We start from the raw sequence: 15,237 nt of genomic DNA on the forward strand, positions 1-15,237 counted from the left end.
AACAAATAGCGATAAGTCGTTTGTTCTGCTTTCGTTTTTCCGTGCCGGGCCTATAGCCGCAAACCGGATGCGAGGTCAGGAAGACATCAGTTTAGGCCGAATCGCCCGGTCTTTCCATCCGCCAGAGAGGGAAATACAAGCGTGAAGAAAATACTCGTTCTGGGCGGTGCGCATATCGACAGGCGCGGCATGATCGAGACCGAGACGGCGCCCGGCGCGAGCAACCCCGGCTCCTGGATGGAAGAGGCAGGCGGCGGCGGTTTCAACGCCGCGCGCAATCTCTCCCGCCTCGGTTTTCAGGTCCGCATCATCGCCCCGCGCGGCGGCGACGTGACCGGTGAGGCGGTTGCGGAGGCAGCACGGCAGGCGGGCGTTGAAGATACGCCGTTCACCTTCCTCGACCGCCGCACGCCAAGCTACACCGCCATTCTGGAGCGCGACGGCAATCTCGTCATCGCGCTGGCCGATATGGACCTCTACAAGCTCTTCACGCCGCGCCGCCTGAAGGTGCGGGCGGTGCGCGAGGCGATCACGGCGAGCGATATCCTGCTCTGCGACGCCAATCTGCCCGATGATACGCTGACGGCGCTCGGCCTCGTCGCCCGCGCCTGCGAAAAGCCGCTCGCGGCCATCGCCATTTCGCCCGCCAAAGCGGTGAGGCTGAAAGCGGCGCTCGGCGATATCGACATCCTCTTCATGAACGAGGCGGAAGCTCGAGCGCTGACCGGCGAGACGGCGGTCAATGTGCGCGACTGGCCCGACATCCTGCGCAAGGCCGGGCTTTCCGGCGGCGTCGTCACCCGCGGCGCAAGCGAAGTCCTGGCCTTCAACGGAACGGAAAAAGCAATCCTCCATCCGCCCCTCATCCGCGAGGTGAAGGATGTGACGGGGGCGGGCGACGCCATGGCATCGGGTTATCTCGCCGCCATCGCCGAGGGAAAGACGATTGCGGAAGCGTTGAGGCAGGGCGCGGCCGCGGCCGCCATCACCGTGCAGTCCCCCTTCGCCACCTCCCAGGACCTATCAAAAGACAGTGTCGACGCCATGTTGGGGCTTGTTCCCCAGGCGGAAATGCTGGCATGAACCCGCTTTTAAAAACTGGAACAGATGAAATGACCCGCCCCATCTCCCCGCTCCTGCCCATCGTCTATTCTGAGGAAGTCGCCGCCGCCAAGCAGCGCGGTGCGCCGATCGTCGCACTTGAATCGACCATCATCACCCACGGCATGCCCTATCCCGGCAATATCGAAATGGCGGAAAGCGTCGAACAGATCATCCGCGATCAGGGCGCGGTTCCGGCCACCATCGCGGTCATTCACGGCACCCTGCATATCGGCCTTGAGAAAGACCAGCTCGAGGCGCTGGCCCAGACCACCGACGCCATGAAGGTCTCGCGCGCCGATATCGCCTTCGCGATCGCCGAGCGCCGCACGGGGGCCACCACGGTGGCCGCCACCATGATCGCCGCCGCCCGCGCCGGCATCCGCGTTTTCGCCACCGGCGGCATCGGCGGCGTGCACAAGGGCGCGGAAGAGACCTTCGACATCTCCGCCGATCTGACCGAACTGGCCAAGACCGGCGTCATCGTCGTCTGCGCCGGCGCCAAGGCGATCCTCGATATTCCGAAGACGCTCGAGGTTCTCGAAACCAACGGCGTGCCGGTCGTCACCTTCGGCTCGGAAGAATTCCCGGCCTTCTGGTCGCGCTCCTCCGGCCTGCCGAGCCCGCTTTCGCTGAACAGCCCGGCGGCCATCGCCAATTTCCAGGCAACCCGCGAACAGCTCGGCATCGATGGCGGCATGCTGGTGGCCAATCCCGTGCCGGAAGAGGACGAAATTCCGCGCGAGGAGATGGAAATCTACATCAACCGCGCCATCTCCCACGCCGAGCGCGACGAAATCACCGGCAAAGAGGTCACCCCCTATCTGCTCGGCGACATTTTCCGCCTGACGGATGGCCGCAGTCTGGAAACCAATATTGCGCTGGTGCGCAACAATGCGCAGCTTGCGGCGGAAATCGCCGTGGCATTGAGCTGAGACAGCCGCCCATCCTTAATCATCCTCGGGCTTGACCCGAGGATCCACACTCCGGTGCAAATAAATGGATCCTCGGGTCAAGCCCGAGGATGACGTCGCATTGCTGGAAAGACTTGTCGCCAACAATAAAAGGCCCGGAGAGCTTGCGCTTCCGGGCCTTTGTTTTTCCTGTCGAAGCCTATCAGTTCTGGGCGACCGGCTTCACCAGCGGCGTCACGCGACGGATGGTGACACGGCGGTTCTGCTGTTCCGGGCCGAGCGTCTGGACCTTCAGGTAACGCTCGCCATAGCCTTGAGTCGCGAGGTTTTCCGGCGGGATGCCGTAAACGTCGGTCAGCACATTGGCGACGGAAGCGGCGCGCTCGTCGGAAAGAACGAGGTTGCTTTCATCCGAACCGACGGCATCGGTATGACCCTCGATCAGGAAGGTTTCCCCCGGGTTTTTGGTGAGCGCCTTGTTGATCGCATCCGCCACCTTGCGTAGCGAACGGGCCTGCGTCATCGGGATTTCGGCGCTGCCGGTGGCGAAGGTGATGGTATCGAGGTCGATACGGCGCACCTTGTCGCGGATACGGGCCGAGTAACGCACTTCGTCCAGCGAATAGACACGCTCCACCGGCTCCACCGGCGGCTGCTCCAGGAAGCGGTAATAATCGCGGTCCGGATCGCTCGAAGTGTCGATGATGTAGTCCGTCACGGGAATGCGCAGACGCATCGGCGGCAGGTCGAGGCCCGGATCGCGATAGACGTAATCGCGGTCAGGATCTTCCATCAGCTCCGGCGCATAGAACAGCACATATTCGCGGCCGCGATCGTCGATGCGCGAGCGCTGGATCACGTCGCCATAACGGTTGCGGATGGTCACCACCTGCGTGCCGTCACGGCGCTCCACGGTTTCGCGGACACGGCCGCCGGGCAGACGCTCGTAATAGGGCTCGCCGCCATCGCGGATGAAGCGCTGATTGTCGTCGCCGCGTACCACGACGCGGTCGCCGAACTGCAGGATGATCGGCGCATCGCGGTCACGATCACGCGGACGGCCTTCACGCGGCTGCCACTCGCGCACGCCTTCCGGCCGCTCATATTGCGGACGACGGTCGACACGCTCGCCCTGCTGGGAGGTGATGGCCTCCATCTTGACGGGCGGCGGCGGGGCCTTGCCTTCGGCGGCACCGGCGCGTTGCGCTTCGGCGTCGGAGGTCGGAACCTTCACGTCACCGGCCTGCTCGCGTTCACGACGGCGCTCCTCGCGGGTCTGGCGGTTGCCGGAACGTTCCACTTCCTTGTCGCTGTCGAGAACGGCGGCGCCCTTGTCGACCGGCAGAATGACGGTATCGGCGGTCTTGGACGGGTCCTTGGCGATCGCCTTGGCCTTGTCCAGTTCCTCCTTGCTCATCGGCGGTGCTTCCGTCTGGGGAACGGCGACCTGATTGGGAACGGGCTCGCCGGCCGGCGCCTGTCCGGTCGTCGTACCGCTCGGCGGCGGCGTCGGCGCACCTGGCAGCGGAGCCGCGGGCTCGGTTCTACCCTGACCCTCTACCGGCGGCTGTTCCGAAGGCTGGCGGCCCGGTGCAGGGTTGGGCTGGGCTTCAGGTGCCGGCGGACGCGCGGGCGTTGGCGCTTCGGTCGGAACCGGTGCTTCCTTCGCGGCGGGCTCGGGGGCGGCCGGTTTTTTCTCCGGAACGGCTTTTTCGGCCGGCTCGGCTTTCTGTTCCGGGGCCTTTTCCTCTACCTGTGGCTTCTTGCCGGGTGCCGGTTCGCGGGGCTTGGCCGGCTCACCGGCGTTTTCAGGCCGTGCTGCGGGCTCCTGTTCGGCGGCAGGTTCCTTGGCGCGCTCCTTGCGCGGACGCTGCTCGCCCTCACCTGCGGGCTGTTCCGCCCGTTCCGGCTTGCGCGGACGTTCCTTCGGCTGTTCTTCGGCAGGTGCGGCTTCGGGCGCGGCCTCCCGCTGGCGTGCCGGGCGCTGTTCGCCCTCGCCCTGCGGCTCCTGAGCGCGTTCGGGTTTGCGGGGACGCTCCTGCGGCTGCTCGGCCGGCGCGGGCTCCGGGCGGGCCTCGCGCTGCTGCGGTTCGGGCTGCGGCGGCGCCTCGCGCTGGGGTTCCCGTTGCGGCTCAGGGCGCGGTTCGGCGGGCGCGGCTTCGCGCTTGGGCTCCGGTTCAGGCGCACGCTCCTGTCTCTTCGGCTCGGCCTGCGGCTGCGCCTCTTCGGCCTGCTTGCGCCGCTTGCGCAGTTCCTCTTCCGGGTTCGGTTCTTCCGGCTGCGCCTGCGCCAGTGTAACCTGACCGGTCGCAGCATCGCCGGGAAGCGCCTGCGACACGGGCGTCTGCGTCCGCGCAGCGCCGGCAAAACCGGCCGCGGCCGGCTCCACCGCAATCGCCAGCGACATGAGGGGGAAAACCACCCCCGTCAGCAATGTGTTCTTCTTCAGCATCGGTGTTTCCTCATCTGCCATTATTGGTCGCCAGTCTTGCGACATCTTGAGCCCGGCTGCGCGTGCGGGCGCTGGTCAACGCCCCGCACACGCTTCAGTTCCCATGATGGACAAAGCCTTGTGTACCGGAAATGAACAGATCAAGGCGTTTTCGTGGAAGCTCTGCGGCACAATCGCGGTGACTAATATTGCAGTTGCATTTTTTGACCAACCGGATGAATAATCGCATCCGCGCTGAAGGCGACAGGCGGTATCATCCGCCGCGCCCTGCGCCCATGGCGTCCGCACTGAAAACAACAACAGACTGCGGATGAACGACCAAAAGAGAGGATCGAAATGCCTATTTCCACCCGTCTGCTCGCAGCCGTATCGATTGCCGCCATCTCGCTGTTTTCAGGCGCAGCCCTTGCGCAGGACAAGATCGTCATCGGCACCGAAGGCGCCTATCCGCCCTTCAACAATCTCGAAGCCGACGGCACGCTGACCGGCTTCGACATCGACATCGCCAAGGCGCTGTGCGAACAAATGAAGGCCGAGTGCACCTTCGTCACCAATGACTGGGACGGCATCATTCCCGCCCTTCAGGCCAAGAAGTTCGACGCCATCATCGCGTCCATGTCGATCACGCCCGAGCGTCTCGAGAAGGTCGACTTCTCCAAGAAATATTACAACACCCCGCCGGCCATCGCCGTGCCGAAGGATTCGCCGATCAAGTCCCTCGACGATCTCAAGGGCAAGTCGCTCGGCGCGCAGGGTTCCACCACCCACTCCAACTATGCCGAAAAGCACTTCCCGGATGCCGACGTGAAGATGTATCCGACCGCCGACGAATATAAGCTCGATATCGCCAATGGCCGTATCGACGCCGTCATCGACGATATCGTCGTGCTTTCGGAATGGCTGAAGACCGATGCCGGCGCCTGCTGCAAGATCCTGACGCCGCTCAAGGTCGATGTCGAGATCAACGGCAATGGCGCGGGCGTCGCCGTCCGCAAGGGTGACACGGCGCTGGCCGACAAGTTCACGGCCGCCATCGCCGGCATCCGCGCCAGCGGCAAGTATCAGGAGATCAACAAAAAATACTTCGATTTCGACGTTTACGGCGAGTAAGCCCGTTCGATCTGTTGAAATCTGGTGGCGGAAGGCTTGCCCTTCCGCCATTTTTGTTTGAAAACGTCAGCATAACAATCACGGCGGCTTAAGACCGCGGGGGAAAACTGGCATGAGCGGAGCATTTTCCGCCATAGGTGCGTTCTGGACCTATGTCTCGACACTTCTCGATCCCTTCTGCGGACCGGTCGGACTCTTCTCGCTTTTCGGAAACGGCACCCTGGTCGCCTGCGGCGATGCGGGCTGGGGCGATGAAATCGCCTTCGGCGTCAAGGTCACCATCTCGCTGGCGCTCGCCACCCTGCCCGTCGGGCTGCTGATCGGTTTCCTCATCGCGCTTGCCGCGCAATCGGAAGAAAAATCGCTGCGGCTGGCGACCGGTATCTACACCACCATCTTCCGTGGCCTGCCGGAACTCCTGACGCTCTTCATCGTCTATTACGGCATCCAGATGCTGCTGCAATCGGTGGCCGGTTATGTCGGCATTACCGGCCCCGTCGAGATCAACGCCTTCGTGGCGGGCATGGTGGCGCTGTCAGTGGTGTTTTCGTCCTATGCGTCTGAAGTGCTGCTCTCCGCCTTCAAGGCCATACCCAAGGGGCAATATGAGGCGGGCGCGGCCCTTGGGCTTTCGCGGGGCCGCACCATGGTGCTCATCATCATTCCGCAGCTGGTCAGGATCGCCCTGCCCGGCATGACCAATCTCTGGGTCATCCTGCTGAAAGACACGTCCTACGTCTCGATCATCGGCCTTGCCGATATCATCCGCCAGACCGGCATCGCCGCCCGTGTCAGCAAGGAAGCCTTCTTCTTCTACAGCATCGCCTGCCTGCTCTACCTCATCCTGGCGCTGCTTTCGTCGATCGGGATTGGCTTCATCGATCGCTGGTCGCGCAAGTCGGAGGTGAGCCGATGAGCCACATTCAGGAACTCATTCCACCCCGCCCCGCCCCCGCCGTCGCGGACAAGCCGCTCAATATTTCGCGCATCGTCGGCATCGCCGTCATCACGCTCTGGGCGCTGCTCGCCGCCGCGCTGATCTTCGCCATGATCGAGGGCTGGGACTGGGACAAATTCCAGCGTTACGGGCCGCGCTATATCGATGGTCTCATCACCACCATCACCCTCGTCGGCAGTTCGATCATTCTCGGCGCCATTCTTTCGGTACCGATCGCCTTTGCCCGCATGTCGGAAAACCGCGTCCTCGGCGCGCTGGCCTATGCCTATGTCTATGTCTTCCGCAGCACGCCGCTTTTGGCGCAGCTTTTCCTGATCTATTACGGCCTCGGCAGCTTCCGCCAGGGGCTGGAAACCGTTGGCCTGTGGTGGTTCTTCCGCGAGGCCTGGTATTGCGGCCTTCTGTCGCTCACCCTCAACACCGCCGCCTATCAGGCGGAAATCCTGCGCGGCGCAATCCGCAGCGTGCCGCGCGGCCAGCATGAGGGGGCTGCCTCGCTCGGTATTTCGAAATTCATCACCTTCCGCAAGATCATCCTGCCGCAGGCCCTCATCGTGGCGCTGCGTCCCTATGGCAACGAGATCATCCTGATGATCAAGGGTTCGGCGGTGGTCTCCATCGTCACGGTCTTCGATCTGATGGGCCAGACCCGTTACGCCTTCTCCCGCACCTTCGATTATCAGGCCTATCTCTGGGCCGCGATCTTCTACCTGACGATCGTCGAAACGCTGCGGCATGTCTGGGCCTGGCTGGAAGCCCGCCTGACCCGGCATCTCAAGCGCTAGTCGCAAAGTTGGCAGCACTCATCAATGAAGGCTGCCAACATTTTGAAAAATATAAATATTTTGTGACACACCATGTCTTTGGCAAGCTTGGATTAACCATGACGTGTTCCCATATTCGATACAGCGGTAACGCTGTGATCGGCAATCATGGAAACGGGAACCGCCGTCATGAACAAGGACATGGAAATGATGCTGAGAGGCTACGGCCTCACCACCGCCCAGATATTGTATCGCCTGCCGGATCATCCGCTGGTTCTGCAGACCTATGTCTGGCAGGACTATGATCTCGCCCCGGATTTCCCCGAAATGCATGGCTTCCTCAAATTCTGGCAGGAAAAGCTCGACGGACCGCTGCATTCCGTCCGCTACGTGCATCGTCAGGTGATCTCGGCGCAGGAATGGCGCGCGCTCAAGGGGGAGTTCATCATCCACTGAGCCATCGCACCACATAAACATTGCGCCCGTCTCCGATGCGGCTTACAGCAAACGCCAACTGATGACGCTGACGGATAAGGCACGATGACGAAGAACCAGAAAATCGACGAAGAGGCGCTTGCCGAGGCCTATAACCGTGCGCTCGCGCTTGAAAAAGCCGGCGATGTGGACGCGGCGGTAAAGGCCTATGAGGAGGTTCTCGCCATCGATCCGGACGATCACGGTGGCGCGGCCGTTCGCATCGCCGCCATGGGTCGGGGTGAAACCCCGCCGAAGGCGCCGGACGCCTATGTTGAAACCCTGTTCGACCAGCATGCCGAAGCCTTCGAGGATATTCTTGTCGAACAGCTCGGTTACGCCGTGCCGATGATGGTGCGCCAGCGGTTGCAGACGCTGAACCTCGGCCCTTTCAAGCGCCTGCTCGATCTCGGCTGCGGCACCGGCCTTACCGGCGAAGCGCTGCGCGATATGGCCGACGACATTACCGGCATCGACATTTCCGAAAACATGGTCGAGATCGCCCATGAGAAGGACCTTTACGAGACGCTCTACGTCGCCGAAGCCGAAGACTTCCTCGAGGACAATGACGACGAGCCCTTCGACATCATCACCGCAACCGATGTGCTACCCTATCTCGGCGCGCTGGAGCCGCTGTTTTTCGGCGCCGCCGAAAACCTCAATGCCGGCGGCCTGCTGATCTTCTCGTCGGAGACCCTGCCTGAAGCGACCCTGGCCGGACGTCCATATATGGTCGGCCCGCACCAGCGTTTCGCCCATGCCGAAACCTATGTACGGGAACGACTGGCCGCCACCGGTTTCGAGGTTCTCGAAGTGACCGACATCAATGTGCGCATGCAGGACGGCAATCCGACACCCGGCCACCTGGTGATTGCCAAGCTCAAGGGCTGAGGTCGCTTCGGCATTACATCATTAAAACGGCAATGGCTTGTCGCAGACGTTGCGGCAGATTTCTTCTCCCCGCCGGGGAGAAGGTGGCCCGAAGGGTCGGATGAGGGGGGCAAGCTCTCGGTTTATCTCTACCCTTGCCCCCTCATCCCGCTGCCGCGGACTTCTCCCCGGCGGGGAGAAGAAACAAGCGGCATCCGCTCACCATATAAGTGGCGAACAAGGCTCCCGTCTGAATCAACCTCTCAGCAACATCCGCCAGCAGGTTGAAGAGACTCACCTTTTCCCGCCCGCTCAACTCGCCTTCGGCCGCCAGACGATATCCGCCACCTTGAGTTTCTTCGGCACGATCTTCAGATCGTAAAATTCATCCGCAAGCGCCTGCTGATAGGCGATGGCTTCATCCGGAACCAGCGACACTCGCCCGAGATCGGCACCGGGTCGCGTCAGCGAAACCTTGGTGACATCCTCCGGAACACCGGTGATCGCCGCCAGCGATTTTGCCGTTGCATCGATATTGGCCTGCGCTCCTGCGCCGACATTTGCGAGCTCCTTGAGGATCAGCGGCACGAGATCGGGATTGGCCTCGACGAAATCGCCATTGCCGAGAAAATAGCTCCACGGATCGACAATGCCTTCGGCGGTCGAGAGAACTCGCGTCGTCGGCTCCTTTTCCGCCACGGCAAAATAGGGATCCCAGATCGACCAGGCATCGATGCTGCCGCTGCGAAAGGCGGCTGCGGCATCCGGTGGGGCAAGGTCGACGGGCGTGATGTCGCTCAACGTCAGCCCCGCCTTTCGCAACGCCTTGACGGTGACATTATGGGCGCTGGAGCCGCGCTTGAAGGCGACCTTTTTGCCTTTCAGGTCTTCCAGCGTCTTCAGCGGCGAATCCTTCTGCACAAGGATGGCCGATCCGCCGGCTGCCGCCTTGTAGGTGCCAACGTAACGCAGATTGCCGCCGGCGGCCTGCGCGAAAAGCGGCGGCACATCGCCGGTCGGCCCGATATCCAGCGCGCCGGCACCCAGCGCTTCGAGAAGCGGCGGTCCGGAGGAAAATTCCGACCATTTGACCTCGATGCCGCGATCCTTCAGCAGCGCCTCGAGCGCACCCTGGCTTTTTGCCAGCGCTATCACGCCATTCTTCTGCCAGCCAATCCGCAACGTCGTGGTTGCGGCACCCGCCCGCCGGATATGCGGCAGAAACACCGCCCCGGTCGCACCTGCAATCAGTCCCAATGTTCCGCGTCGTGTGAGCATATGGATATCCCTCGCTATTCCATCCTTCGACAGTAAAAGCGTATATATTCGAGCGATTTTATCAAAATCACCCTTTGCGCGGAGAGAGTGCCGGGAGAATTGAATGTGCGAATTTGCCGGTATGGGCGGAATAAGATTGTCATACCTCGGCGGCGCAACCGGATGGGCCTTCCGGCAGGATCAGCCCCTGGCGGGCCAGATTAATGGGGAAAGACAAGCCCCAAATAAAAATGCCCTCCCCGGCAGCCGGAAAGGGCATTGATCAAAAACCTGATCCGCAGCGGATCACTCTTCGCCGGATTTGGGATTATCCAGCAGCATGTAATCGAGCGGCAATTCCGTCGTATATTTGATCTGCTCCATCGCGAAGGCGGAGGACACATCGCGGATTTCGATCTTGGCGATCATCCGCTTGTAGAAGGCGTCATAGGCAGCGATATCAGGCACGACGACGCGCAGCAGATAGTCGACATCGCCGCTCATGCGGTAAAATTCGACAACTTCCGGAAACTCGGAAACCACCTCGGAGAAACGCTTCAGCCATTCGATGGAATGCGAGGCGGTGCGGATGGAGACGAAAACCGTGACCTTGGTATTGACCTTGACCGGATCGAGCAGCGCCACGCGCCGGCGGATGACGCCATCCTCCTCCATCTTCTGGATACGCCGCCAACAGGGCGTCGTGGAAAGGCCGACCTTTTTCGCCAGATCGGCGACGGCCAGCGTGGAATCCTCTTGCAGAATGCGCAAAATCTTACGGTCTAGGCGATCCAATGCGTCTATCCTCCTGAATTAATTTCCTTTCAATACACTAATTTTTGCAGAAAAACAGAAAATTGTTTCACTAAATCCGCATTTCCACATGTTGTCGCAGAACCGGAAGCAGCTCCTCCGTGAACCATGGGTTCTTTTTCAGCCAGCCGGTGTTGCGCCAGCTCGGATGCGGCAGGGGCAAAACGCCGGGGCCGGAATTGCCATGGAGATAGCTGCGCCAGTTTTGCACCGTTTCAGTCATGGTTTTGCGGCGCCGGTCCCCAAGATGAAAGGCCTGCGCATATTGGCCGATCGCGAGGATCAACTCCACCTGCGGCATCGCCGTCATCACCCGCTCACGCCATAAAGGCGCACATTCCCGTCTTGGCGGCAGGTCGCTGCCCTTCTCGTCATAACCGGGAAAACAGAAACCCATCGGCACAATGGCGAAACGGTCCGGGTCGTAGAAAGTCTCCCGGCCGACATCGAGCCATTGCCGCAGCCTGTCGCCGGAGGCATCGTTGAAGGGTATCCCCGTTTCGTGCACACGCAGCCCCGGAGCCTGCCCGGCGATCAGAACCCTCGCCTTCGTCGAGATCACGACCACCGGTCGCGGTTCATGCGGCAGGCGATCGGCCATTCCCTTCAGCGGCGCGTCGCGACAGAGACGACAGCGGGCGATTTCGCCACGCACCCCATCCAGCCCGTCATCCCGCAACAATGGGGACCGCTCCGCCTCAGCCATGATCCCACCCCAGAAAATGGCGGATGACGGTCAAAAAGCCCGCTGCCGGCGTTTCCAGATCCGCTGCTCGATGCTCACGTCGCCACTCGGAAGGTTTTTCGAAATCCCCCGCCCAGATGCCCCGCCCCTCCTGCCGTGCCCTCGCCTGCTCGCCGGAAAACTGGAAATAGCCCGATGCAACGGCAAACCCCGCGGAGACCATTTCCGAAGACACGTCCTTGCCATCAGCCGTGCAATAAACGAGCTGTCGCCCGTAACGGTCCCTGGAGCTACCGGAACAGGAAAAATCCCGCGCCGTCGCCAGACGCTGCAGCGCGCCGCGCGCCTCCACCCCGCACGGCCAGCTCTCGCCGCCGCGCAGGCATGTCTGCGCAAGCTCCGGCGCATCGATGCCGAGCAGCCGGAAGCGTTCGTCTCCCTTGGAAAGCGTATCCCCATCGATCACGAAGAAACGGCCGACATGGGTTTCGCTGTTGATCTGGTCGAGCTTGGCGGCGATGAGAATGCCGAGAAAAACCGTGGCGAGAAAAAGCCCGCCATCGCGAAATGCCGAAAAACGTCCCCGCTTGCCTCCATTTCGTCTCATGTAACAACAAACCCTTGTCAGAAATGGCAAACAAATCCTTTCACGGCAGCATCTTCTTAAGATTTTGCGCGTAGTCTGCAAGGGTTCATGTCACCCCGCGTTGTAACAATGAGTAAAAGCGTCAGCACGTCCACCGACAAGATCATCGTCGACCGCTCGAAAAAGCACCGCAACAAGGCGGTCTTCGACACGGTGAAGACGACGCGTGACCGTCTGCAGCAGGGGGCAGGCGCAAGCGACGCCTATGAACGCGAAATGCTGACCATGCACATCGCCGAGACCCTGCAGGGCGCGATGATCATGCCGCTTTTCATCGTGCTCGCCTCCATCATCGGCCTTTATATAACCCGCGACATCAGCCTGATCATCTGGTCCCTGATTGCGCTGAGCTTCCACGCCTTTTCTCTGCTGCTTGCCAAGCGGGCGGCAAAACAGGAAATCACCGCCGAAAATATTCAGCACTGGAAGAGCCTCTTCCTCGGCATGCAGATCCTCATCGGCTGCGCCTGGGCCATGTTCGCTCTGGCCGAACCGGTGCGCAACGACCCGACGCTCGTTCTTTTCTTCAAGGGCTCGACGCTCTTGATCGCGCTTTCCTTGACCGCCATGGCCAATTTCATGTTGCGGCGCGCGACCTTCATGACCTTCCTGCCCGTGCTGGCGGCGCTGTGCATGACCTCGGCGATTTCGCGCAATCCCTTCGATGTCGGTCTGGCACTGATGTTCGGCATGGCGATCCTCTTCTGTCATCGCATCACCAGCCGTCTTTATCAGACGAGCATCAAGCTCCTCTCCTCGCAGACGGAAAAGGACGACCTGATCGCCGAACTCGAAGTCGCCAATTCCGTGTCGGACGAGGCGCGCCGCCGCGCGGAAGAAGCCAACCTGGCGAAATCCCGCTTTCTCGCCTCCATGTCGCACGAGCTGCGCACGCCGCTCAATGCCATCCTCGGCTTCTCCGAGGTCATGTCGTCGGAGGTGCTCGGCCCGCTCAACAATCCGCTCTACAAGGAATATTCCGGCGATATCCATCGCTCCGGCCAGCATCTGCTCGATCTCATCAACGAAATCCTCGACCTGTCGCGAATCGAGGCCGGCCGTTACGATCTCAACGAGGAATCCATCTCCATGCTGGAAATCGCCGAGGATTGCATCGGCATGATCCAGCTTCGCGCCCGCGCCAAGAATATCAGGATTTCCCAGCAGTTCGAAAACAGCCTGCCGCAGGTCTGGGCCGATGAAAAATCCATCCGCCAGGTCATCCTCAACCTCCTGTCCAACGCGGTGAAATTCACGCCGCAGGGCGGCGAGATTCTCGTGAAAGCGGGCTGGACGGCGGGCGGCGGGCAATATGTGTCGATCAGGGATAACGGCCCCGGCATTCCCGAAGAGGAAATTCCCGTGGTGCTGTCGGCTTTCGGTCAGGGGTCGATCGCGATCAAAAGCGCCGAACAGGGAACCGGCCTTGGCCTGCCCATCGTTCAGGCGATTCTCGCCAAGCATGATGGTCAATTCATCCTGAAATCGAAACTGCGCGAGGGCACCGAAGGCATCGCCATCCTGCCGGCAAAACGCGTGCTGCAGAGCCTGCCGGCCGTGGAGGAAACCCACGCCATCCAGCCGCGCCGGCGGTCCTTCGCTTGAGGCTGAAGCATTTCCAGGAAAAGCGGACGCCGGTTTTCCGTTCGGAAATGCCTTAAGGCTAATAACCTCAGAAGAACAGCGCCGTCACCAGCGAATAAAGCACGAAAAATCCATTCGCCATCAACAGGCAGAAGACGGCAAAGGAGCCGAGGTCCTTGGCGTGCCGCCCGACCGAGGAGATTTCCGGCGAAATGCGGTCCACCAGCTCCTCGATGGCGGTATTCAGCGCCTCGACCGAAAACAGCAACAGCATCAGCACGGTAAAGACGAGAAGATGCGCAAATGGCGCGCCCACCACCAGAAGCAGGGCAAGCCCGACACCGAAGGCGAGAACCTCATGCCGGAACGCCGCTTCCTGCCACAGCCGGCCAAGCCCCTGCACGGAATAGCGGGCGGCGGCAAAAAGATGCCGCCAGCCTTTTTCCTTGCGAAAGGCGGGTTCCGGTTGCTTCTTTTGCGGCGTCGCGTCCATCTTCGGCCTCAATGGTCGGTGCGGGAGCTGATGCGGGTGTCCACACCCGCCGCTTCAAACGTCGCCATACCGGAATGGCAGGCAGCGGCAGCCTTGACGATGCCGGCGGCAAGCGCTGCCCCCGTGCCTTCGCCGAGCCGCATGCCAAGCGCCAGAAGCGGCGTCTTGCCAAGCTTTTCGATGGCGGCCAGATGGCCCGGCTCACCTGACACATGGCCGATCAGGCAATGGTCCAGCGCCGAAGGATTGGCGGCCTTCAGAAGAGCGGCGGCAGCCGTCGCCACATAACCGTCGATCAGCACCGGAATGCGCTGCACGCGGGCAGCGAGGATCGCGCCGGCAATCGCCGCGATTTCGCGTCCGCCGAGACGGCGCATGATTTCGAGCGGGTCGGACAGATGGTCCTTGTGAAACTCGACAGCAGCCTTCACCGCCGCGATCTTGCGGGCCATGACCTCGCCTTCCGAACCGGTGCCCGGACCGGTCCATTCTTCCGCCGTGCCGCCATAGAGCGCGAGATTGATCGCCGCCGCAATCGTGGTGTTGCCGATGCCCATTTCACCGACGCAGAGAAGATCGGTGCCGCCGGCAATCGCTTCCATGCCGAAGGCCATGGTGGCGGCGCAGTCGCGCTCCGAGAGCGCCGGCTCGCAGGTGATGTCGCCGGTCGGATAATCGAGCGCCAGGTCGAAGATTTTCAGGCCGAGGTCGTTGGCGACACAGATCTGGTTGATCGCCGCACCGCCGGCCGCGAAATTTTCCACCATCTGCTGCGTCACGGATGTCGGATAGGGCGTAATGCCGTGGCGGGTAACGCCATGATTGCCTGCGAAGATCGCCACCAGCGGACGGGTGACGGCCGGAGAACGGCCGGACCATGCGGCCAGCCACATGGCGATTTCTTCGAGACGGCCGAGCGAACCCGCGGGTTTCGTCAGCTGCGCATTACGTTCCTTGGCCGCCACAAGCGCATGCGTATCCGGGCCGGGAAGCTCGCGCAACAGCGCACGAAAATCGTCGAAGGGCAATCCGCTCATGCTCATGGTGTCGGTCTCTTTCGTAGCCGGGTTGGCTGTCGCATCGGCTTATGCGTCCGGAACTTGTGTTTTCCGGCAA

Annotated in this window: 15 protein-coding genes; 8 read left to right on the forward strand and 7 right to left on the reverse strand. The window is 61.6% G+C overall.

Annotated elements, in window-relative coordinates:
- Positions 1-141 precede the first annotated feature (141 nt).
- Complete coding sequence (locus ACIQUH_RS16345) at positions 142-1,083, forward strand: carbohydrate kinase family protein (protein ID WP_400816878.1); 942 nt, start codon at positions 142-144, stop codon at positions 1,081-1,083.
- Between the two features lie 29 nt (positions 1,084-1,112).
- Positions 1,113-2,036, forward strand: a complete 924-nt coding sequence (locus tag ACIQUH_RS16350; protein WP_400816880.1) for a pseudouridine-5'-phosphate glycosidase — start codon at positions 1,113-1,115, stop codon at positions 2,034-2,036.
- A 181-nt stretch (positions 2,037-2,217) separates the two neighbouring features.
- Here ACIQUH_RS16350 and ACIQUH_RS16355 read toward each other — a convergent pair whose 3' ends face one another.
- Complete coding sequence (locus ACIQUH_RS16355; RefSeq protein WP_400816882.1) at positions 2,218-4,467, reverse strand: OmpA family protein; 2,250 nt, start codon at positions 4,465-4,467, stop codon at positions 2,218-2,220.
- Between the two features lie 336 nt (positions 4,468-4,803).
- On the opposite strand from ACIQUH_RS16355, the gene ACIQUH_RS16360 reads away from it, so the two are divergent.
- The 5 genes from ACIQUH_RS16360 to ACIQUH_RS16380 all read left to right on the forward strand — a co-directional run bounded on the left by ACIQUH_RS16360 (position 4,804) and on the right by ACIQUH_RS16380 (position 8,664).
- Positions 4,804-5,577 (forward strand): ABC transporter substrate-binding protein, encoded by a 774-nt coding sequence (locus tag ACIQUH_RS16360; RefSeq protein WP_309591659.1) that lies wholly within the window; start codon positions 4,804-4,806, stop codon positions 5,575-5,577.
- Between the two features lie 112 nt (positions 5,578-5,689).
- Positions 5,690-6,493, forward strand: coding sequence for an ABC transporter permease (locus ACIQUH_RS16365; protein WP_400816885.1), 804 nt, complete (start codon positions 5,690-5,692; stop codon positions 6,491-6,493).
- The gene (locus ACIQUH_RS16370) at positions 6,490-7,320 is read left to right on the forward strand and encodes an ABC transporter permease (protein ID WP_400816887.1); all 831 of its coding nucleotides are present in this window, start codon (positions 6,490-6,492) and stop codon (positions 7,318-7,320) included. The genes ACIQUH_RS16365 and ACIQUH_RS16370 overlap by 4 nt, the downstream gene beginning before the upstream one ends.
- 168 nt (positions 7,321-7,488) lie before the next feature.
- The gene (locus tag ACIQUH_RS16375) at positions 7,489-7,755 is read left to right on the forward strand and encodes an usg protein (protein WP_400816959.1); all 267 of its coding nucleotides are present in this window, start codon (positions 7,489-7,491) and stop codon (positions 7,753-7,755) included.
- Between the two features lie 84 nt (positions 7,756-7,839).
- Positions 7,840-8,664, forward strand: coding sequence for a class I SAM-dependent methyltransferase (locus ACIQUH_RS16380; RefSeq protein WP_174056994.1), 825 nt, complete (start codon positions 7,840-7,842; stop codon positions 8,662-8,664).
- A gap of 291 nt (positions 8,665-8,955) precedes the next feature.
- On the opposite strand, the gene ACIQUH_RS16385 is transcribed toward ACIQUH_RS16380, so the two are convergent.
- From ACIQUH_RS16385 to ACIQUH_RS16400, 4 genes are all read right to left on the reverse strand, one after another.
- Positions 8,956-9,921 (reverse strand): aliphatic sulfonate ABC transporter substrate-binding protein, encoded by a 966-nt coding sequence (locus ACIQUH_RS16385; RefSeq protein WP_400816890.1) that lies wholly within the window; start codon positions 9,919-9,921, stop codon positions 8,956-8,958.
- 285 nt (positions 9,922-10,206) lie between these two features.
- Complete coding sequence (locus tag ACIQUH_RS16390; protein ID WP_003507846.1) at positions 10,207-10,695, reverse strand: Lrp/AsnC family transcriptional regulator; 489 nt, start codon at positions 10,693-10,695, stop codon at positions 10,207-10,209.
- A gap of 70 nt (positions 10,696-10,765) precedes the next feature.
- Complete coding sequence (locus ACIQUH_RS16395) at positions 10,766-11,419, reverse strand: uracil-DNA glycosylase family protein (protein WP_400816892.1); 654 nt, start codon at positions 11,417-11,419, stop codon at positions 10,766-10,768.
- Positions 11,412-12,005 carry a thermonuclease family protein gene (locus ACIQUH_RS16400; RefSeq protein WP_400816894.1) on the reverse strand — a complete coding sequence of 198 codons (594 nt, stop codon included), beginning with the start codon at positions 12,003-12,005 and terminating at the stop codon, positions 11,412-11,414. Before ACIQUH_RS16400 ends, ACIQUH_RS16395 begins: the two co-directional genes overlap by 8 nt.
- Before the next feature lie 108 nt (positions 12,006-12,113).
- Between ACIQUH_RS16400 and pdhS2 the strand changes: the two genes are divergently transcribed.
- On the forward strand, positions 12,114-13,649 hold the full coding sequence (pdhS2, locus tag ACIQUH_RS16405) for a two-component system sensor histidine kinase PdhS2 (protein WP_400816896.1): 1,536 nt from the start codon (positions 12,114-12,116) through the stop codon (positions 13,647-13,649).
- Between the two features lie 67 nt (positions 13,650-13,716).
- Here pdhS2 and ACIQUH_RS16410 read toward each other — a convergent pair whose 3' ends face one another.
- A complete protein-coding gene (locus tag ACIQUH_RS16410; protein ID WP_400816898.1) occupies positions 13,717-14,121 on the reverse strand; it encodes a diacylglycerol kinase in 405 nt (134 codons plus the stop codon).
- An 8-nt stretch (positions 14,122-14,129) separates the two neighbouring features.
- A complete protein-coding gene (gene cobT, locus ACIQUH_RS16415; RefSeq protein ID WP_400816900.1) occupies positions 14,130-15,164 on the reverse strand; it encodes a nicotinate-nucleotide--dimethylbenzimidazole phosphoribosyltransferase in 1,035 nt (344 codons plus the stop codon).
- Between the last annotated feature and the right edge of the window lie 73 nt (positions 15,165-15,237).

Origin of the sequence: Agrobacterium sp. NPDC090283 (genome assembly GCF_044769685.1) — a bacterium.
Lineage (GTDB): Bacteria > Pseudomonadota > Alphaproteobacteria > Rhizobiales > Rhizobiaceae > Agrobacterium.